Here is a 17,572-nt window from a genome sequence, read left to right on the forward strand (position 1 = left end):
TAAATGTTTATCATCTGTTACGCCTACCCCTGTTACGATGATCATTAACTGAAGTCAACAGCATGCTATACCGGAAAACAAAAAATTGACAATCAAATTTGCGTAAAAAACCTCACCCAAACAGAATTCAACCTACGGGCACGGCAGCAAATTTACCTCCGTTACGTTTAAAGTTCAAATACTCCGAAGGTACCATGCCGTACTTATTTTTAAACATTCTTGAAAAATAGCTCGGCGTGCCAAATCCGGTCATGTAAGCAATTTGCGCTACGTTTAACTCACTGTTTTCCAACAATGCTGCAGCTTTCTCCAATTTTATAGTTCTGATATATTCAATTGGCGATAAACCGGTAAGCTCAATTAATTTGTAATACAGCGACCCTCTGCTCATTCCAACATGCCTGCTTAAATCCTCTACCGAAAGGTCTGAATCACTTAATTTCGCTTCGATATAATTCATAATGGAGTTCAACAATTTTAAATTGCCGGATTCGGTAATCATATCGTGCCCAATAAGCTGTATCTGCTTTGAGTAAGTATCTTTCAGGTTCCTGTTCAAATCAAGAAGATTTCCGATTTTTGTATTCAGGATTTGAAAATTGAAAGGTTTAGAGAGGTAATCGCTCGCCCCTGATTTTAATCCCGCTAACTGGTCTTCTTCCCCCGTCATGGCAGTAAGTAAAATAACCGGTATGTGTGATGTGCGTTTATCATCCTTTATTTTTTTACTTAATTCAATGCCTGTCATCACGGGCATATTAATGTCGCTTACAACAAGCTGTGGATGGGAGCTTAGTGTTTTTTGCCAACCTTCTTTGCCGTTCACAGCTTCTATGATATGGTAATATTGTTTAAGATGATCTGCAAGGTAGGAACGGAATTCATCGTTATCCTCAACCAACAGCACCGTTATTTTTCTATCCTTAGTTTGTGTTTCCAATTCAGCCTCTCCTCCATGATGTGCTATGGTGCAGGCTTCAGGCTTAACAGCATCGTTTTCTGCAAAATCTTCTGTTGGTGGTTGCAAGGCCATACCGGTATCGGTCATCTTTTCATATGATGGGGGTACAGGCAAATCAACAACAAAGCGCGCCCCTGTTTCAGATACCGTTTCGGCATAAATATGCCCGCCATGAAGTTCAACAAATTCCTTGGTGATGGATAAACCAATCCCGGTTCCCTGGTTAAGTACCGCACTGGTTTGATGCTGATAAAAACGGTCGAATATACGTGTAAGGCACTCCGGAGGAATTCCGATGCCCGTATCGGTAACCGACATCAACAGATGCGGATTAGATCCCAAAATATCAACAACTTCAATTAATAAACTAACTTTTCCGCCCGATGGGGTAAATTTGAATGCGTTGGATAATAAGTTGAAAATTATCCGTTCAAGTTTATTGTGATCAAAGCAAGTTTGCCAGGAGTTGCAGTTACTTTCTATTAAAAATAAAATCTGTTTTCCGGAAGCTACATCTTGAAAAGAATCGCTGGTTTCCCTGATAAAATTTATTATATCTCCGGGCTCCAGGTGGATATGGAGTTCCTGCTCTTCCATTTTCCTAAAATCCAGTAGTTGATTCACCATATTCAAGAGGCGCCGCCCATTCCTATTAATCATCCTGACGTCGTTCTGTGCCTCTGGGGTAAGCTGCTTTCGCTCAAGCAGTTTTTCTGCCGGAGCTAAAATCAGGGATATAGGGGTCCGAAACTCGTGACTGAGGTCGGTTAAAAATTTAATTTTTAAAAGATCGAGTTCATGTAATTGTTCAGCTTCCCGGCGCTCTTGTTCCATCAGCTGTTTAACTTTTAATTTTTCCTGTTGAATTTCAAATTCTTTACGAATCTTTTGAATCCCCCTGCGCCTTAACACTAACAGGCATAGCAGCGCAAACAATACATAAGCCGCATAAGCATAGTTGGTACGCCAAAAGGGAGGAAGAATAACCACCCTGATCTCCGTTGGCGGCAAACTCCAGTGTTCGCCATCATTACTGGCTTTAACTTGAAATGTATAAGTTCCGGGGTCAATGTTGGTATAATTAGCCATCCGGCCTTTATGCACAAAGTTCCATTCTTTGTCAAAGCCAACCAGCCTGTATGCATACTGGTTTTGCTTGGGTGCCGTGTAATTTAAAGCGACGTAACCTATTGAAAAATTGAGGCCATAGTGCAACTTAATTTCTTTTGACACCGCAATCTGTTGATTTATTGGCGCGTCCTCTCCGGGTATAACCGACTCATTACTTACTTTCAGATCGGTTAGCAGCACTTGCCCCGGACTATAATTTTGAGGTAAAGCAGATGGATTGAAGAAGTTAAACCCATCTCTTCCGCCAAAATATATATCTCCGTTATTTGCCCGCATTGCCGCGCCTATTGAAAACGAGCCTTGCTGAACACCATTTTCTGCATCAAAATTCCTGAATTTCCTGGTGTTTTTATTGAAAGAGCTTATACCTCGGTCGGTGCTTATCCAAAGGATGCCTGATTTGTCTTCAAGAATTTCTTTCACCATGCCATTAGCCAAACCATCTTTCTCGGTATAGCTGGTTACCTTTTGCGATTTTTCATCCAAAGAACACATGCCACCATCCGTAGACAGCCAAAGTAAGCCATCGCGATCAAAAAACAAGCTCGCAACCCCATCGTCAGGCAAAGCGTTTTTGGCTTTGGTATAATGGATAATGCTATTGGTTAAGGGTTTGAATACAGCCACGCCTGTTCCGGCGGAAGCTATCCACATATCTCCGCCCGGCGACTTAACAATCGAATTAATAAATTTATTAAGAGGGAGGAGTTTGTTAAATTGACTTGAAACGGATGTATTATTAAAGTGCGTAAAACTATGTGTTTTAAAATTGAAAACATTGACTCCGCCGCCTAACGTACCCAGCCACAGGTTACCGGTTCCGTCCTCTGCTATAGCAGTCACGTTATTATTGTTAAGGCCATTCACATCAGTCCCTGCGGTAAATTGCTCATATTGGCCATTGCGCCGGTCGATGCGAAAAAGCCCATCATTGTAAGTTCCGGCCCATAAAAAACCGCTATGATCAATAAACAATCTTAGTATCGTTATTCCGGAGCCAGGCTGGTGCAGCCTGCTGCTGATATTGAAAGATTTGAATAAGCCCGTTTTTCGGTTAAAAACTACTATTCCGGCACCATCGGTACCTACAAAAACCAATCCATCGTCTGCCTCAGCAAACGATGTTATAATAGGAGATTTTAACCCAGACACATCAAAAGGATTGCTTTGCTTGAGGTTAAATAAGGCCAGATTTTTATTGTATTTAGCTAAGCCACCACCATAGGTACCTACCCAATAAATACCGGCTGCATCTATAAAAACACTTCGGATGGATTTACTTTTCAGGCTGAACGCACTCCTCGGGTCAGGCTGCAAAAGTTGAAAAGATTCCGTGGCCGGATTTAAAATATTCAGCCCATCTTCGGTACCCACCCACATTTTACCATCGTTATCCGGACGTATGGTGAATACTGCATCACTACTGATGCTGTTTCCAGAATCATTACGGTGTTTATATACTTTAAAATGTCCATCTGAGCGCATTTGATTTAGCCCGCCGAGGGTAGCAAACCACAAATTTCCGTTCTTATCTTCGGCAATATCTTTGATCACATTGTTTGATAAACTTGACGCATCGGAAGGATTATTGATAAATTTCCTGATCGGCCGGTTTTGCCCGTTATATAAAAACAAGCCATTGTTGGTACCTATCCACAACTGATGCTTACTGTCTTCAAAAAGAGATAACACTACAAAAGCATCATCATTGCTTTTCCCTGCGATCTGCGTGAACATGCGCGTAGCATGGCCGGTTTTGATATCAATGGAACGAAAATCGCCGTAGGTACCAACCCATAATTTACCTTGATGGTCTTTTAGAATTGCTCTCGCAGAAATATGATTCAACTCTGGCCAGGTTCCGTCGCCCTTATAATGCATTATTCTATCTTTTGCCCGATCATAATAACTGAGGCCACCGGCAACAGTTCCGATCCAAATTTCACCTCCACCGTCTTCAAATAACGAAAGCACTTCGTTACTTGGCAATGTGTTGATCTTGTTCGCATCATGCCGGTATACCGTAAAATTTGTTCCATCAAACCGGTTCAAACCGTTGGCTGTCCCAAACCACATTACTCCATGCCGATCTTTAATCATCGTGTAAACTGTATTGGACGACAGTCCTTCCTTTACAGTAAGAGACGTAAAGTTGATGTTGCTTTGCGCCATGGCTGCCACGCCCGAACAGCACACAAAAAAACATACTAACAAAACTTCTATCCAGGATTTTCGCATAAGTACGGTATTTATCAACAGCTAAATAGGCTTGCCGCTGGTTATTATAATTGGTATTCTATCGCAAATATAAAAAAGCAATCGGTTACAAATCCTAATTAATCATATATTTTATATATCAACCGATTTAGCCACAGGTATCGAAAAAATTACATAGCAATCGGTTGCATTAAATTAACTATTCCTTTTATTTTGTTTACGCCAATAGTTTTTTGTCCAACAGTTAGTTTAATGTTCATGGTTGGTGCTAATCTTACCATAATTCGAATAATAATAACTGAATGATAGTAAAAATAATTAAAACATCATTACCAATAAACAACTGAGGCACCCAGGGATTGATGTGCTATATGCAAGCCTTGGTATAACCAATTAAACTTTTGAAATCATGACCATAAAATACTTTTGGGGGATATTTACGTTATCGCTGTACTTTTTTTCATTGCCGGCCACCGCACAGCAGCCCGGGCACGCTTCATACATCGCTGAGCAAAATCAAAAAGGATACTTCCCATTAGTATCCGGAGGAAAAGCAGCTGTAATTGTAGTTAGCCAAAATGATTGGGCTGGTGTAAGGATTGCATGCCGGAATTTAATTAAGGATATACATTCGGTTACCGGCTCAATGCCGGATTCTGCTATCAGCCTTAAAGGAAAGCAAGTTGTTATCATTGGCACACTCGGTAAAAACAAATGGATTGATCTGCTTGTGAAGCAAAAAAAGCTCGATGCAAGCGCTATAGCAGGCAAGTGGGAAACTTATCTTTTGCAGACGGTAGCAAATCCGTTTCCGGGCATTGATAACGCTTTGATCATCGCCGGTAGCGATAAACGCGGAACAATTTTCGGCGTTTATGATTTGTCGTCCCAGATTGGGGTATCGCCATGGTATTGGTGGGCAGATGTAAGTCCGAAAATTAAAAAAAACCTCTTTGTTGAGCCCGGGCCGCACACCGACGGAACACCGGCAGTTAAATACAGGGGCATTTTCATCAACGACGAAGCTCCTGCCTTCTCCGGATGGGCCAAAGAAAAATTTGGTGGCGTAAACCACTTGGTTTATGAAAAAATGTTTGAATTAATCCTCCGGTTAAAGGGGAACTATTTATGGCCTGCCATGTGGGGAAATGCATTTAACGATGATGATAAGGCAAATCCGAGGCTGGCTGACGAGTATGGTATTGTGATGGGCACGTCGCACCACGAACCCATGGACAGAGCACAGCAAGAATGGAAACGGTATGGCAAAGGGGATTGGAACTATGAAACTAATAAGGATAACCTGCAGGCGTTTTGGCGCAAAGGGATTGAAAACATGGGTTCCAAAGAAACTATAGTTACCATAGGCATGCGTGGAGATGGTGATATGCCGATGAGCGAGAGCAGTAATATTACCTTGCTGGAAAACATTGTTAAAGACCAGCGGACGATTATTGGGGATGTTTTAAAAAAGGATCCGGCGGAGGTACCTCAAATGTGGGCTTTGTATAAAGAGGTACAGGATTACTACGATAAAGGCATGCGCGTGCCCGACGATGTAACCCTGCTGCTCTGCGACGATAACTGGGGAAACATCCGTAAGCTTCCATCTCTCACCGACAAACAACGAAAAGGCGGATATGGTATTTACTACCATTTTGACTACGTTGGGGGGCCTCGAAATTACAAATGGCTTAATACCAACACCGTTGCAAAAACTTGGGAACAAATGCACCTGGCATATGCCTATAACGCCCGCCAGATTTGGATTGTGAATGTAGGTGACCTGAAACCGATGGAATATCCAATCAGTTTTTTCCTGGATTATGCATGGAATCCCGACCGCTGGCCCGCCGAAAAGCTACATCAATATTCGGTAGACTGGGCAGCACAGCAATTTGGGTTAAAATACGCCAGCCAAATTGCCGGCATGCTTTTACGCTACACACGTTACAATGCCCGCTGCAAACCCGAATTATTAAATGAAAACACCTATAGCTTAACCAACTACAACGAGTTTGGAAGCGTTGTTAACCAATATAACGAGCTAAAACAAGAGGCCGAAGATTTGGATAAAAAGTTACCTGCACAGGATAAGGATGCCTTTTATCAATTGGTGTTACACCCCATACAAGCCTGTGCCAACTTGAATGAAATGTATTATGAAACAGCAAAAAACAAGTATTACGCCCAAGCGGGAAATGCCATGGAAGCTAACGCGGCTGCGGCAAGGGTAAAAAGTCTTTTTGAAAAAGATCAACAAATATCGGCCTATTATAATACCAAACTGGCAGGTGGCAAGTGGAATCATATGATGGACCAAACGCATATCGGTTACACTTTTTGGCAGCAGCCCCCGAATAATAAAATACCTGCCTTAACCATACTGAAACCAGACAGTGCTTTAAACAAGGCTTTATTGCCAGCGAACCGTAAAACTGGCGCAAGCGTGCAACAGGCTGATTATACAGATAGCCGCGGTTATGTCGCCATAGAAGCTGCGCATTACAGCCGCGCTATTGAGGGATCAGGCGGAATTAGCTGGATGGTTATTCCAGACTATGGTAATACGCTTTCAGGCGTTACACCCTGGCCGGTAACAGCACCACGTGTTAAACCGGATGCCATGAGCCCGCGTTTGGAATACAACATCAACCTCAAAGACACCGGTACAGTAACCGTTAGCTGCTATATTTCGCCCACATTAGATTTTAGAAAAGGCGACGGGCTTTTCTACGCCATATCAATAGATGACGAAGTACCGCAGCAGGTAGTCATTACAACAAAGGTGGATGGCAGAGATTGGTCCAAAACCGTATCAAACAACATCAGGAAGCTGTCCACCAGGCACCATATTACCAAACCAGGTGCACACATCCTTAAATATTGGATGATCGATCCCGCTGTAGTGCTGGAAAAAATCATTGTTGATTCCGGCGGATTAAAGCCGAGCTATTTAGGGCCGCCGGAATAGTATTACCTGCAGCACTAACTATAGCTCATATTTATTTACAAGTTATTTAAGGCAATTAACTTGAGACCTAACCTATTAACCCTTCTATTTTCAGCACAAAGGCATCTTTGCAGGGTGCCTGCTCTGGCATAGTTACTTTAAGGCCTTGAGCAGATTGGCTGTAAACAAGGTTTCCGCCATGGCCTAAAAGGCTTACCCTACCCGGCTGCCGCACACCTTCGCCAAGCGATTTGATAGTTACAGCATGGTCTGCAGGCCATCCTAAAAGAATGGCATATAATGTTTTGCCTTTGGAGGTAAACCTCATATCGTCGGCGGTAAATGGTTTACCTTTCCCTTCATTGAAACCCTGTGCGCTTAATGGTGCTGCAGACTCGATAGCCGGGCCTTCGCCAAAAACCGTCCACGGGCGGGTACCATAAATAGCTTCGCTGTTAACCTGCATCCATTGCCCTATATTGTCTACCACGGCTCTTTCCTTTTCGTCCATGGATCCATCACCCCGCAATGGAACATTCAGCATCAGGTTACCGTTTTTACTCACCACATCAGCAAGCGTATGGATAACTGTTTTAGCGGTTTTGTAGCCGTTCTCCTCGTAAACCCTACGGTCATAGTGCCATTGCCCAATGCAGGTATCTGTTTGCCACGGCTCCGGCTCAATTTTATTGCTTTGCCCACGCTCAATATCCCATATCATACATTTACGTTGCTGCTCATCCAGTATCTTTCCAAAAATGCCGGCATTAAGCTTTCCGTGCCTTTTTAAATTGGTGTTGTATAAGTGCGCAGCTATGCGCAGGCCCGCATCGCTTGCAGGCCATAAGGGCAATGCGGTATCGTCAAAATAGATAAATTCAGGCTCATAGTTATCTATCAGCTCTATGGTCCGCTTATAGAATTTTTCGCAGTATTCCTTTGAAGGCGGGCAAACCCCGTTACCCCAGTTCCACTGCCTGTGTATCGTCCCATCAATATCGCTTTTTTCACTCAGGGCATGGTTTTGCGCATACAGTTCCTGTGGATCAAATTTATTCCACCACTTTCCGGCCCCATCGGAAGCTGTTAATTTGCCGTCGTAAGGAACACCTGCCAGCGGCCCGTTCTTGTCTGCTCGTTGCGCGGTTTCGTACCAGCTCCAGGCGTGTGCCGCATGCACACTCACGCCAAAAGGTAAACCGGCGTTCTTTGCCGCTTTTGCCCAGCCACCGATCAAATCTTTTTTGGGGCCAACTTTAGTGGAGTTCCAGCTTTGATACTTGCTGTTGTATAAGTCTAAATTATCGTGATGGTTTGCCAGTGCCATGAAATACCTCGCACCGGTTTTTTTGTATAACGATACCAGTTCCTCCGGATCCCACCGCTCAGCTTTCCATTCGTTAATCACATCCTTAAAGCCGAATTTGGATGGATGCCCATATTTTTTACAGTGATATTTATATTGATCGCTCCCTTCCTGGTACATGCCCCGCGCGTACCAGTCGCCACGTTCAGGCTGGCATTGGGGGCCCCAATGTGCCCACATTCCAAATTTAGCATCTCGAAACCAATCGGGCACCTGGTATTTAGCGAGTGACTCCCAGGTGGGTTGAAACGGACCTGCAGCCTTAACACCCTCTCCGGATAGAAAAAGATTATTTGCAGATGATTTTGACAGCCATAAAGATGATGCCGCGGCCAGCCCGCCTTTGATCAATGTTCTTCTTTTCATAATTTATTGATAATGATACGTTTTTAAACCTAACCCGACAGTTTCTTTATGTCATACTTTCCTGATATGACATAAGATTCCTGATCAGCATGGATAATTGGTTACACGGCGCCATACTGGCAACTATGCTTATAAACCAAAACTACGCGCCACTTTTGTTTTAAATTAAACACAATCAGACTTTTTTTTGCACAAAACAGACTTTTCATTATCTTCGTTAGATGCCATCATGATCAAGCGGATTCTTAACTATAATTTTTCTTTACTCAATACAGATCATGTCAAACTTGGCCCTAAATGGAATTACGCCAATGTGATCAGCCCTTACCATCGCGTTTATTACATCAACGAAGGAGAAGGTGAAATATCTCATTTTCAAAAAAAATTCAAACTTGAGCGGGGGCATTTGTATATGATACCCAGCTATACTATGTGCAGCCTGAAATGTACAGAACACCTGAGTCAATTTTTCGTACAGTTTTTTGAAGAATCGTCAAACGGAATATCGTTATTTTCAAACATCCGTTCAATTCTAACGGTGCCTGCAAGGGATATCGACATCATTAATTTTAAGCGCTTAGTGGAAATTAACCCGGGCCGTGGAATCAACCGGTCGGACAATCCTAAAATATACGAAAAAAATAATTATTATAAAGAATATCAGGATCTGAATAATAACCAAAATATGTCCGATTTCCTGGAAACACAAGGCATCCTGATCCAACTGACCTCCAGGTTTGTGGCTCCTGAATTTTTGATACAAAAACAACCGGACTATATCCCTGACAAAATATTAGAGACCATTAATTTTATTTCTGTTAGCCTGCACAAGCCCTTGTCGGTTAAATTTCTCGGAGAAAGAATTAATCTGAACCCTGAATATTTTTCACGATTGTTTGAACAATATACCGGCTCAAGGCCGCTACAGTTTATTAATCAAAAGCGGGTTGAGCACGCGCAATACCTCATCAGTACCAGCCAGGCCACCTATTCGGCCATCGCCGAATCAACAGGTTTTGAAAGCCTTTCGCATTTTTCGCGCACATTTAAAAAAAATTCAGGGCTAACACCCACAGCCTATAAAAAACGAAACTTTATGGCGGCCAAATAACCTGCGTCCGTTTATGCAAACCAATTGATAAACTACGCCCGACAAGAAAACGAATATCAAAACAGGCAGTAAAAAAAATATCTATCTATATTTATGAATATATGTAGCATTGATTTGGACATTCGTTCCATCTTGTTATTGAGATACTTCGTTAATTTGGGTACCCTGAATTATAATTCCTGAAACATGTTTACTGCTTTACCAGTCCTGCTTACTAAAGTATGCCAGGGCCGGAGCTCCATTACATTAAAAAAAAAGTGGATTGGATTACCGGCTACGCCAAAATTAGTATTGCGCTATTTTCTGATGCTCATTTTAATGACCGTCAATAGCCTTGCTTTTTGTCAAACAGGTGATGGCAGCATTCCGTTTAGTGTATTGGCCGGCCTGAAAAGGTCGCCTGTTTTTTTAACCATAACCGCAGATACGGCTCTTATCAATACGTCGGCATTCAAATCCCAACCAGACTCCATACCGGTAAAAGCTTTTCAATTTGCAGAACGTACCGAAGTAGCCATAACGCCGGCAAACGCAGGTGTATGGGAAACAACCACCGCCGGCTCCGTGTGGCGATTGGGTATCCGATCCGCCAAGGCTTATTCCATTTACTTAAACTTTAAAACTTTTGATCTGATAAATGGTGCCCGCCTATTTGTTTACAGCCCTAAACTGGAACAACTGAGAGGCGGTATTACATCAACAAACCAAGCTTTTAAACGATTGTCTACTCCGCCGATATCAGGCGACAGCCTGATCCTGGAGCTTGACGTACCTGCGGGTGTCAGCAATTTCGGCCATTTGCAGCTGTCGCGGGTTTATCATGATGTGGTGGGTGTTTTTAAAAAATCAAACCTGGTTAGTACCGGTGTTTCCGCTGATTTGTGCGATCAAAATATCAATTGCGAAAACGGCATTTACTGGCAAACCGAAAAGAAGGCGGTATGTAAAATTATTACGGATGGCGCCCTTAGTACAGGCTGTATGATGGGTAATACTGCAAAAGGCAAGCAACCGTACCTGATTACAGCGTACCACACCATGTTTGACAGCATCCATGCCGCCGATGCTGTTTTCATTTTTAACTACGAAAACAATTGCAACCAAACAACGCTACATGAGCTGCAAAGCTTATCGGGCGCTACCATCATTGCCAGTACCCCCGGGATGGACTATGCCCTGCTCAGGCTAAATGATGTGCCCCCACCCTCATTCAGTCCCTATTACGCCGGGTGGGACATCCGCGATAACGTTCCGCTTAATGGAGTCTGCATTCATCATCCAGGGGGTAAGCATACTCAAATTGCGCTGGACTATCATGCAATTAGCACGGCAAGTTTCGGGATGGGATATTTACCCAACTCATCGTGGAAAGTTGAGCGTTGGGATATTGGGTCTACCGAACCAGGCTCGTCGGGCGCGCCTTTGTTTAATCAGCAACACCATTTAATCGGGACATTAACCGGCGGCTATTCATCTTGTAACTACCAGGGAAGTGATTTTTTTAACAAACTGAATACCTCCTGGGATGCATCCCTTAATTCGGTAAATAGCATAAAAGCCGCCCTTGACCCTGCAAACTCAGGCGCCGGTGTGATAGATGGCTACGACCCGTATGGTTTTAACCCTGGTGATTGCGATACCATATCCCAGATTTCGGCCACGGAGAAAAAGGTGGTAAGCTCTGCGGGGCTGCAATGGGGATATCTTTCCGGCAATAACTCTTCCGGATTTTCAGCCTTTGCCGAAAAGTTCACCACGGCTTCTTCTTTGCTCATCCCCGGTTTTTATATCGATGTAGCCAGCCTATCCTACGCAAACCCCGCAGCAAGCATTGAGGTAAAAATATGGCAAGGCAACAATTCACCACAAAAAGAAATATACCACCAGACCGTATTTTTAAAAGACCTTAAAGCCGGGATAGCCAATTACATCACATTGGATTCTGCGGTGAAGGTAAGTTCTGGTTTCTTTATCGGCTATCAAATCAATTACAATAGCCCGGCCTACCTATTTGCCGTTTATCATGCCGCCGACCGCGGAAAAAGAGGATCATCATCTATGTATGTTTTTAATGGTTCGTGGAACAGTACCCAAACAATGGATCCATTTTATTATTCCACCTCGCTTGCTATCAGTATTACGGAGTGCTACGGCCGTTCAACTGCCTTAACAAGAAACCAGTTGCTCTTGTTCCCCAATCCAACCAACAACTATGTGGATATGATCACCCCGGATGGATTCATCGTCAGCGATGTGCGGTGTTACGATATATCAGGGCACCAGCACCCGGTAATTTTCCGCCCGTCGGAAGTTGCTCCACGAGTTTTTTTTGATCTCCAGCCGGGCGTGTACCTGCTCTATGTGATGAGCGCGGGAAAACAAATGGCATCCAAATTTATCGTACAAAACAGGTGATATAAATAACTAAGCCAATTGAACCAGTAATCATCCATTGATATGAAATTGTCGGGCAAATTATCATTTACAACTGGCATTGCATTTCTGGCAGTGTGTGCCCTTGGCGGTCAGCCAAGAGCGTTGGCGCAATGCGGAGTAAAAAGTCACTTTGAAAATAAACAACTTGGCCAACGTCATCAGGCATTTAAACAAACGTTCTTTTTAATCCAATTGCTCGCCTTGGATGAAACACCTGGCCAAAACTATCAAGCCTATACCGTTGGACGCGATGATAAAGGTAATAACATAGCGTCCAAAAAACATAAAGCTGCCTTCATCAATCCCTATCCAGGTAAATATACCTTTAAAGTTACGCGGTCAAACCAATATGCCCTGTTAAGAATGGTTGATTTACACCCTTACTGGAAAACCTCCTGGGCATACCTGTTTTGCCTCGCCGTGTTGATTACTCTTGCCTGGGTATTGATCAAACTAATGCTATCGCGGATTTCTCAAGCGCAAAAACAGAGGTCAGAACATGCACAACGCAGTCAGGTGGAAGACCTAAGTAAGGCTAAAATGCAGTTTTTTCTTAACATATCCCGCGAACTCAGCATACCGTTAACTTTAATGCTCGCTCCGCTTGAGCAGATTATTAAAAACCGCAGTTTAACCTACGAGGTACAAGGAGAGCTAAACCTTGTATACCACAATGCCGGAAAGTTACATGAACTGGTTAACGAATTAATGGATTTTACCAAACCGGGACATACCAACTCTAAATTGAATATTTATCAATACGACATAGTTCAATTTGCCAGCGATCTGTTCAGTATTTTTGCTGAAGAAGCGGCACACCGGCAAATCAATTATATTTTTGTTTGTGAGGATTTTGAAATTTGGGCTTGGTTTGACAAAAGCAGGATGGAAAAGGCAATAGTTAACCTGATCAGCAATGCTTTTAATTATACATCGAACGGCGGAAGTATCCAACTATGCATCGAGCAATCTGGTACCGGCACACAACTCCCCGACGATGCCAAAGTTAGAATAGCTGTAATTGATAACGGAAGCGGTATAGCAGAAGCTGATTTAAGCCGGGTATTCGACCCTTTTTTTCAAAGGTCAGAAAATGCCACGGGCCACAACGCAGGAGCAGGAATTGGATTGACCCTGGTTAAAAACATTGTTGAATTGCATAACGGCGCGGTTTACGTCACCAGCGAAAAATGGCTTAAAACCTGCTTTGTTGTTGAAATCCCATTGCGCATTGATCCGTTTAATAATTTTGATTTCGCTATACAACCTTTGCGTCACAGGGCGCCGCTAAGCCTAAATCTTCGTAGCCCCAAAGCTAAAAAAGAGGAACTCAACGTCCCACTTATTCTTATCGCCGAAGATGATTTTGCCTTAAAAGCTTACCTGGTATCAGCATTATCAGAAAACTACCGTGTTATTGAAGCGGCCAACGGAAATGAGGCCTATGAAATCAGCCTCCGGTATTTGCCGGATGTGATTATCAGTGACGTATTAATGCCACATTGCAACGGTATAGCCTTATGTAAAAAAATTAAATCGACCGGGGCAACGGCTCACATCCCTGTCATCCTACTCACCGCAACCACTTCAATTGCAGACCAATTGCAGGGTATGACTTCGGGAGCAGACACTTACTTAACAAAGCCCCTGAGTATAGATATACTAAAGGCACATATTAGCCAACTGGTAACTGCGCAGCAGCACCTTCGTGCGCCTATTAGTCAGGACAGTCATTTCAGCCACCAAAACCAAACTTTAAATACCGAACAGGAGGAATTTTTGAAAAAAGCGACTGATTATGTTTTGAAAAATTTAAGTTGTGAAAGTAGCCTTGGGGTAGAAAGCATGTCGGAAGCGCTTAACCTGAGCCGGAGCAATTTGTTTAGAAAAGTAAAATCAGCTACGGGCAAATCAGTTATTGATTTTATCAGGGCGATTAAACTTAAAGAAGCGATAAAGCTAATGGAAAGCGGAAAGCATTCGATAGCTGAAGTGGCTTATCTTACTGGTTTTAAGTCGCCTGCTTATTTTACCAAGAGCTTTAAAGAGCAATATGGCAAGTCGCCTTCGGGCTTTCTAAAAAAAACTGCTGAATAAAATCTACGTTAAGGCTAAACATGGCCGGTAACGACGATGAGGCATCAATCTTTCATCATTTTTTATACTATTTGACCGATTTGTGATACCTCCTCACGGGCAGCTGTACTTAGTTTTGACTTGCCTGATGAAGGCACCAATCATTTTATTTAACCAAAATTTACCTCTCTTATGAAAAGAAAATTATTACGCCTGTTGGGCGTGGTTTTGGTATTAGCCAGTTGTACCAAACAGAATGTTAAACAACAAATTCCAGACGAGGCCCTAAAGGGCGACGCTGCTATTGATGCCAGCGCAGTGCAACAAACCATCCAGGGCTTTGGGGGCGCAAGTATTTTGGCCTGGCAGGCTGATTTAACCAGCGACCAAAGAACTAAAGCTTTTTCAACCACAAGCGGTATCGGGATGAGCATATTACGTGTTATGGTACCAACCAGCAGCAGTAGTTTTGCAGCGGAGAAACCAACTATTGATGCAGCGAAAGGATTTGGAGCAAAGGTAGTGGCAACCGCATGGAACGCACCTGCCAGCATGATGACGGGCAACCATCTTAACACCGCATCGTACGGTGCTTTTGCGGCACATATCAGCTCTTATAACACTGCTGTAGGAGGTGTTTACGCGGTAAGCCCTTTTAACGAGCCCAATTATAGTGGTTCCGGATGGATGGAAGCAACAGCCACAGAGGTGGCTAATTTTGTGGCAGCACAGGGCAACAATTGCGGTGCACCCATTATGGCACCCGAACCATTTAATATGGATCAAACTTTTATCAACACCTACCTTAGTAATGCTACCGCAAAAGCAAACACCAGCTTTGTATGCGGGCACATTTATGGTAAAACACCTTATAATTTAGGTAGTATAGGCAAATCGGTATGGATGACAGAACACTATACCAATTCATCTATCAGCGGAGACGATTGGGGCAACGCCATGACAGCGGCTAAGGAAATTCACGATTGCATGAACTCCGGCTGGGCCGCCTACGTTTGGTGGTATATCCGCAGGAGCTATGGCCCCATCAACGAAAGTAGTGCCATCACTAAATTGGGCTATGTTATGGCTCAATATGCACGTTATGTACGCCCGGGTTACAGCAAGATATCTTGTACATCTAACCCGACAAGCGGCGTGTACGTAACAGCCTATAAAAGCGGTACCAAACTTGTTATTGTTATCGTAAATCAAAATGCGGCAACTACATATCAAAGTTTCACTTTGAGCGGCATCACGGTTAGCGGGTTTAATCGCTATTATACCAACAGCACCTCAAACCTGGCTTCAAACTCATTAACTGTTACTGGAAACACCTTCGGAATTAATCTGACTGGCTCCAGTGTAACCACTTTGGTATCTAACTAAAATATAGGTCCCCCCGCTCTTCACGGAGGGACCTATTAAACTTAAAACTACCTTCTATGAAAAAAAATTTATTAGGCTTGCTTGGGCTTTTAGCCATCATGGGCAGTTGCAGCAAAAACAGTATCCAGCAAAAGGCCTCACAAGAGGAAACTTTGAAAGGAACAGCAGTGATTGATGGAGGCACACTCTATCAGGCAATCGACGGAATAGGATTCTCCAGTGCGTGGTGCGGACAGCTAAGCACAGCAAAAAACAATGCCCTTTATGGGACACTGGGCATGTCGTTGCTACGTGTGCGGATTGACCAAAACAGCGCCAACTGGGCAGATGAAACTGCAAACTCGGCCGCAGCCCATGCCGCAGGTGTTAAGGTTTTAGGCTCTGAATGGTCGCCCCCGGTGGCCTGGACCAGTAATGGCCAAAGCACAGGTGGCTACCTGCTTCCCCAATATTATGCTAATTACGCATCTTATCTCAACCAGGCAGCAACCAACATTGGGTTAGACTTCGTTTCTTTTCAAAATGAACCAGATATCAGCGGCGCCGTATTATGGACTCCAGCCCAGATCCTGACTTTTGTTAAAAACAACTCGGCAACTATCGGGAAGCCTATCGTTATGCCTGAATCCTTTCACTTTGATGATGCCTATTCAGATCCGGTTTTGAATGATGCCGACGCCGTAAATAAAGTAACGTATGTAGGCGGCCATATTTACGGATCGGGGCTTAATGTTCATCAAAATGCTATTAACAAAGGGAAACATGTTTGGATGACCGAGTATTATATTAACGGGCAAACTGATATTACCGCCTGCATGACGATTGCTAAAAATATCAGCGACTGTATGAACAACCAAATGAGTACCTATTTTTGGTGGTGGGTAAATGATAACGATACCAATGTAAACCTGGTAACCAATAGCGGCACTATCTTTAAAAACGGTTACACCATTGGCCAGTTTGCAAAATGGGTACGTCCGGGCAAAGTACGTATAGCTGCAACCTATAACCCCAGCTCAGGTGTTTATTTAACAGCCTACAGAAACGGCGGAATTGTACTTGTGGCGGTTAATACCAGTACGTCTGCGGTTTCGCAATCATTCACCCTACAAAATATTACCGGCTTAAGTTCATTCAATGTAACTCAAACCTCAAGCTCGCAAAACATGGCTAATTTAGCCAGCGTAGCTGTTACCGGCAATGCTTTTACGTATACACTGCCAGCGCAAAGCGTGACAACTTTTCACCAGTATTAAGTTAAATTCTTAATCAACCCGTCGTATCAAACGACTACTACAAACCCCGGGGGATAAACGCAATACTTTTGCCCCGGGGTATTTTGTTATCCCTCTTAATGCCGGCTGCTTTTTAATAGATTAAAGGCCAAGGCTGTAACCTTGTTTTTGGGTCTATTGGGCAAGGTATGATAAATTTCACCATGACAAATGATCATTTTTATAGTACAAATGTTAAATTAATCATCAAATCGGTTGATGTGTTACAGGCAAAGCTTCTTCGTAACCGGCTATCAGCAAAGTACTCCCCCTCTTCCCTACCTGGTGTAAACAC

The 17,572-nt window shown here is 43.3% G+C and carries 8 protein-coding genes; 6 read left to right on the plus strand and 2 right to left on the minus strand.

All coding sequences use genetic code 11. The annotated features are described in order from the left end of the window. Positions 1 to 127: 127 nt before the first annotated feature. Positions 128 to 4,330, minus strand: coding sequence for a hybrid sensor histidine kinase/response regulator transcription factor (locus MUCPA_RS05765; RefSeq protein ID WP_008505017.1), 4,203 nt, complete (start codon positions 4,328 to 4,330; stop codon positions 128 to 130). 388 nt (positions 4,331 to 4,718) lie between these two features. On the opposite strand from MUCPA_RS05765, the gene MUCPA_RS05770 reads away from it, so the two are divergent. Continuing rightward, positions 4,719 to 7,283: a glycosyl hydrolase 115 family protein gene (locus tag MUCPA_RS05770; protein WP_008505018.1), complete on the plus strand. Its 2,565-nt coding sequence runs from the start codon at positions 4,719 to 4,721 to the stop codon at positions 7,281 to 7,283. 67 nt (positions 7,284 to 7,350) lie between these two features. Here MUCPA_RS05770 and MUCPA_RS05775 read toward each other — a convergent pair whose 3' ends face one another. Further along, entirely contained in the window at positions 7,351 to 8,994 is a 1,644-nt protein-coding gene (locus MUCPA_RS05775; protein ID WP_008505019.1) for an alpha-L-fucosidase, read from the minus strand. Between the two features lie 229 nt (positions 8,995 to 9,223). On the opposite strand from MUCPA_RS05775, the gene MUCPA_RS05780 reads away from it, so the two are divergent. From MUCPA_RS05780 to MUCPA_RS05800, 5 genes are all read left to right on the plus strand, one after another. Continuing rightward, complete coding sequence (locus tag MUCPA_RS05780; RefSeq protein ID WP_008505021.1) at positions 9,224 to 10,105, plus strand: helix-turn-helix domain-containing protein; 882 nt, start codon at positions 9,224 to 9,226, stop codon at positions 10,103 to 10,105. Positions 10,106 to 10,411: 306 nt separating this feature from the next. After that, positions 10,412 to 12,520, plus strand: a complete 2,109-nt coding sequence (locus tag MUCPA_RS05785) for a trypsin-like peptidase domain-containing protein (protein ID WP_169316156.1) — start codon at positions 10,412 to 10,414, stop codon at positions 12,518 to 12,520. A gap of 42 nt (positions 12,521 to 12,562) precedes the next feature. After that, positions 12,563 to 14,638: a hybrid sensor histidine kinase/response regulator transcription factor gene (locus MUCPA_RS05790; protein ID WP_008505023.1), complete on the plus strand. Its 2,076-nt coding sequence runs from the start codon at positions 12,563 to 12,565 to the stop codon at positions 14,636 to 14,638. Between the two features lie 171 nt (positions 14,639 to 14,809). After that, entirely contained in the window at positions 14,810 to 16,003 is a 1,194-nt protein-coding gene (locus MUCPA_RS05795; protein ID WP_008505024.1) for a glycoside hydrolase, read from the plus strand. Positions 16,004 to 16,059: 56 nt separating this feature from the next. Next, positions 16,060 to 17,259 carry a glycoside hydrolase gene (locus tag MUCPA_RS05800; RefSeq protein WP_008505025.1) on the plus strand — a complete coding sequence of 400 codons (1,200 nt, stop codon included), beginning with the start codon at positions 16,060 to 16,062 and terminating at the stop codon, positions 17,257 to 17,259. Positions 17,260 to 17,572 lie beyond the last annotated feature (313 nt).

The organism is Mucilaginibacter paludis DSM 18603, from assembly GCF_000166195.2.
Lineage (GTDB): Bacteria > Bacteroidota > Bacteroidia > Sphingobacteriales > Sphingobacteriaceae > Mucilaginibacter > Mucilaginibacter paludis.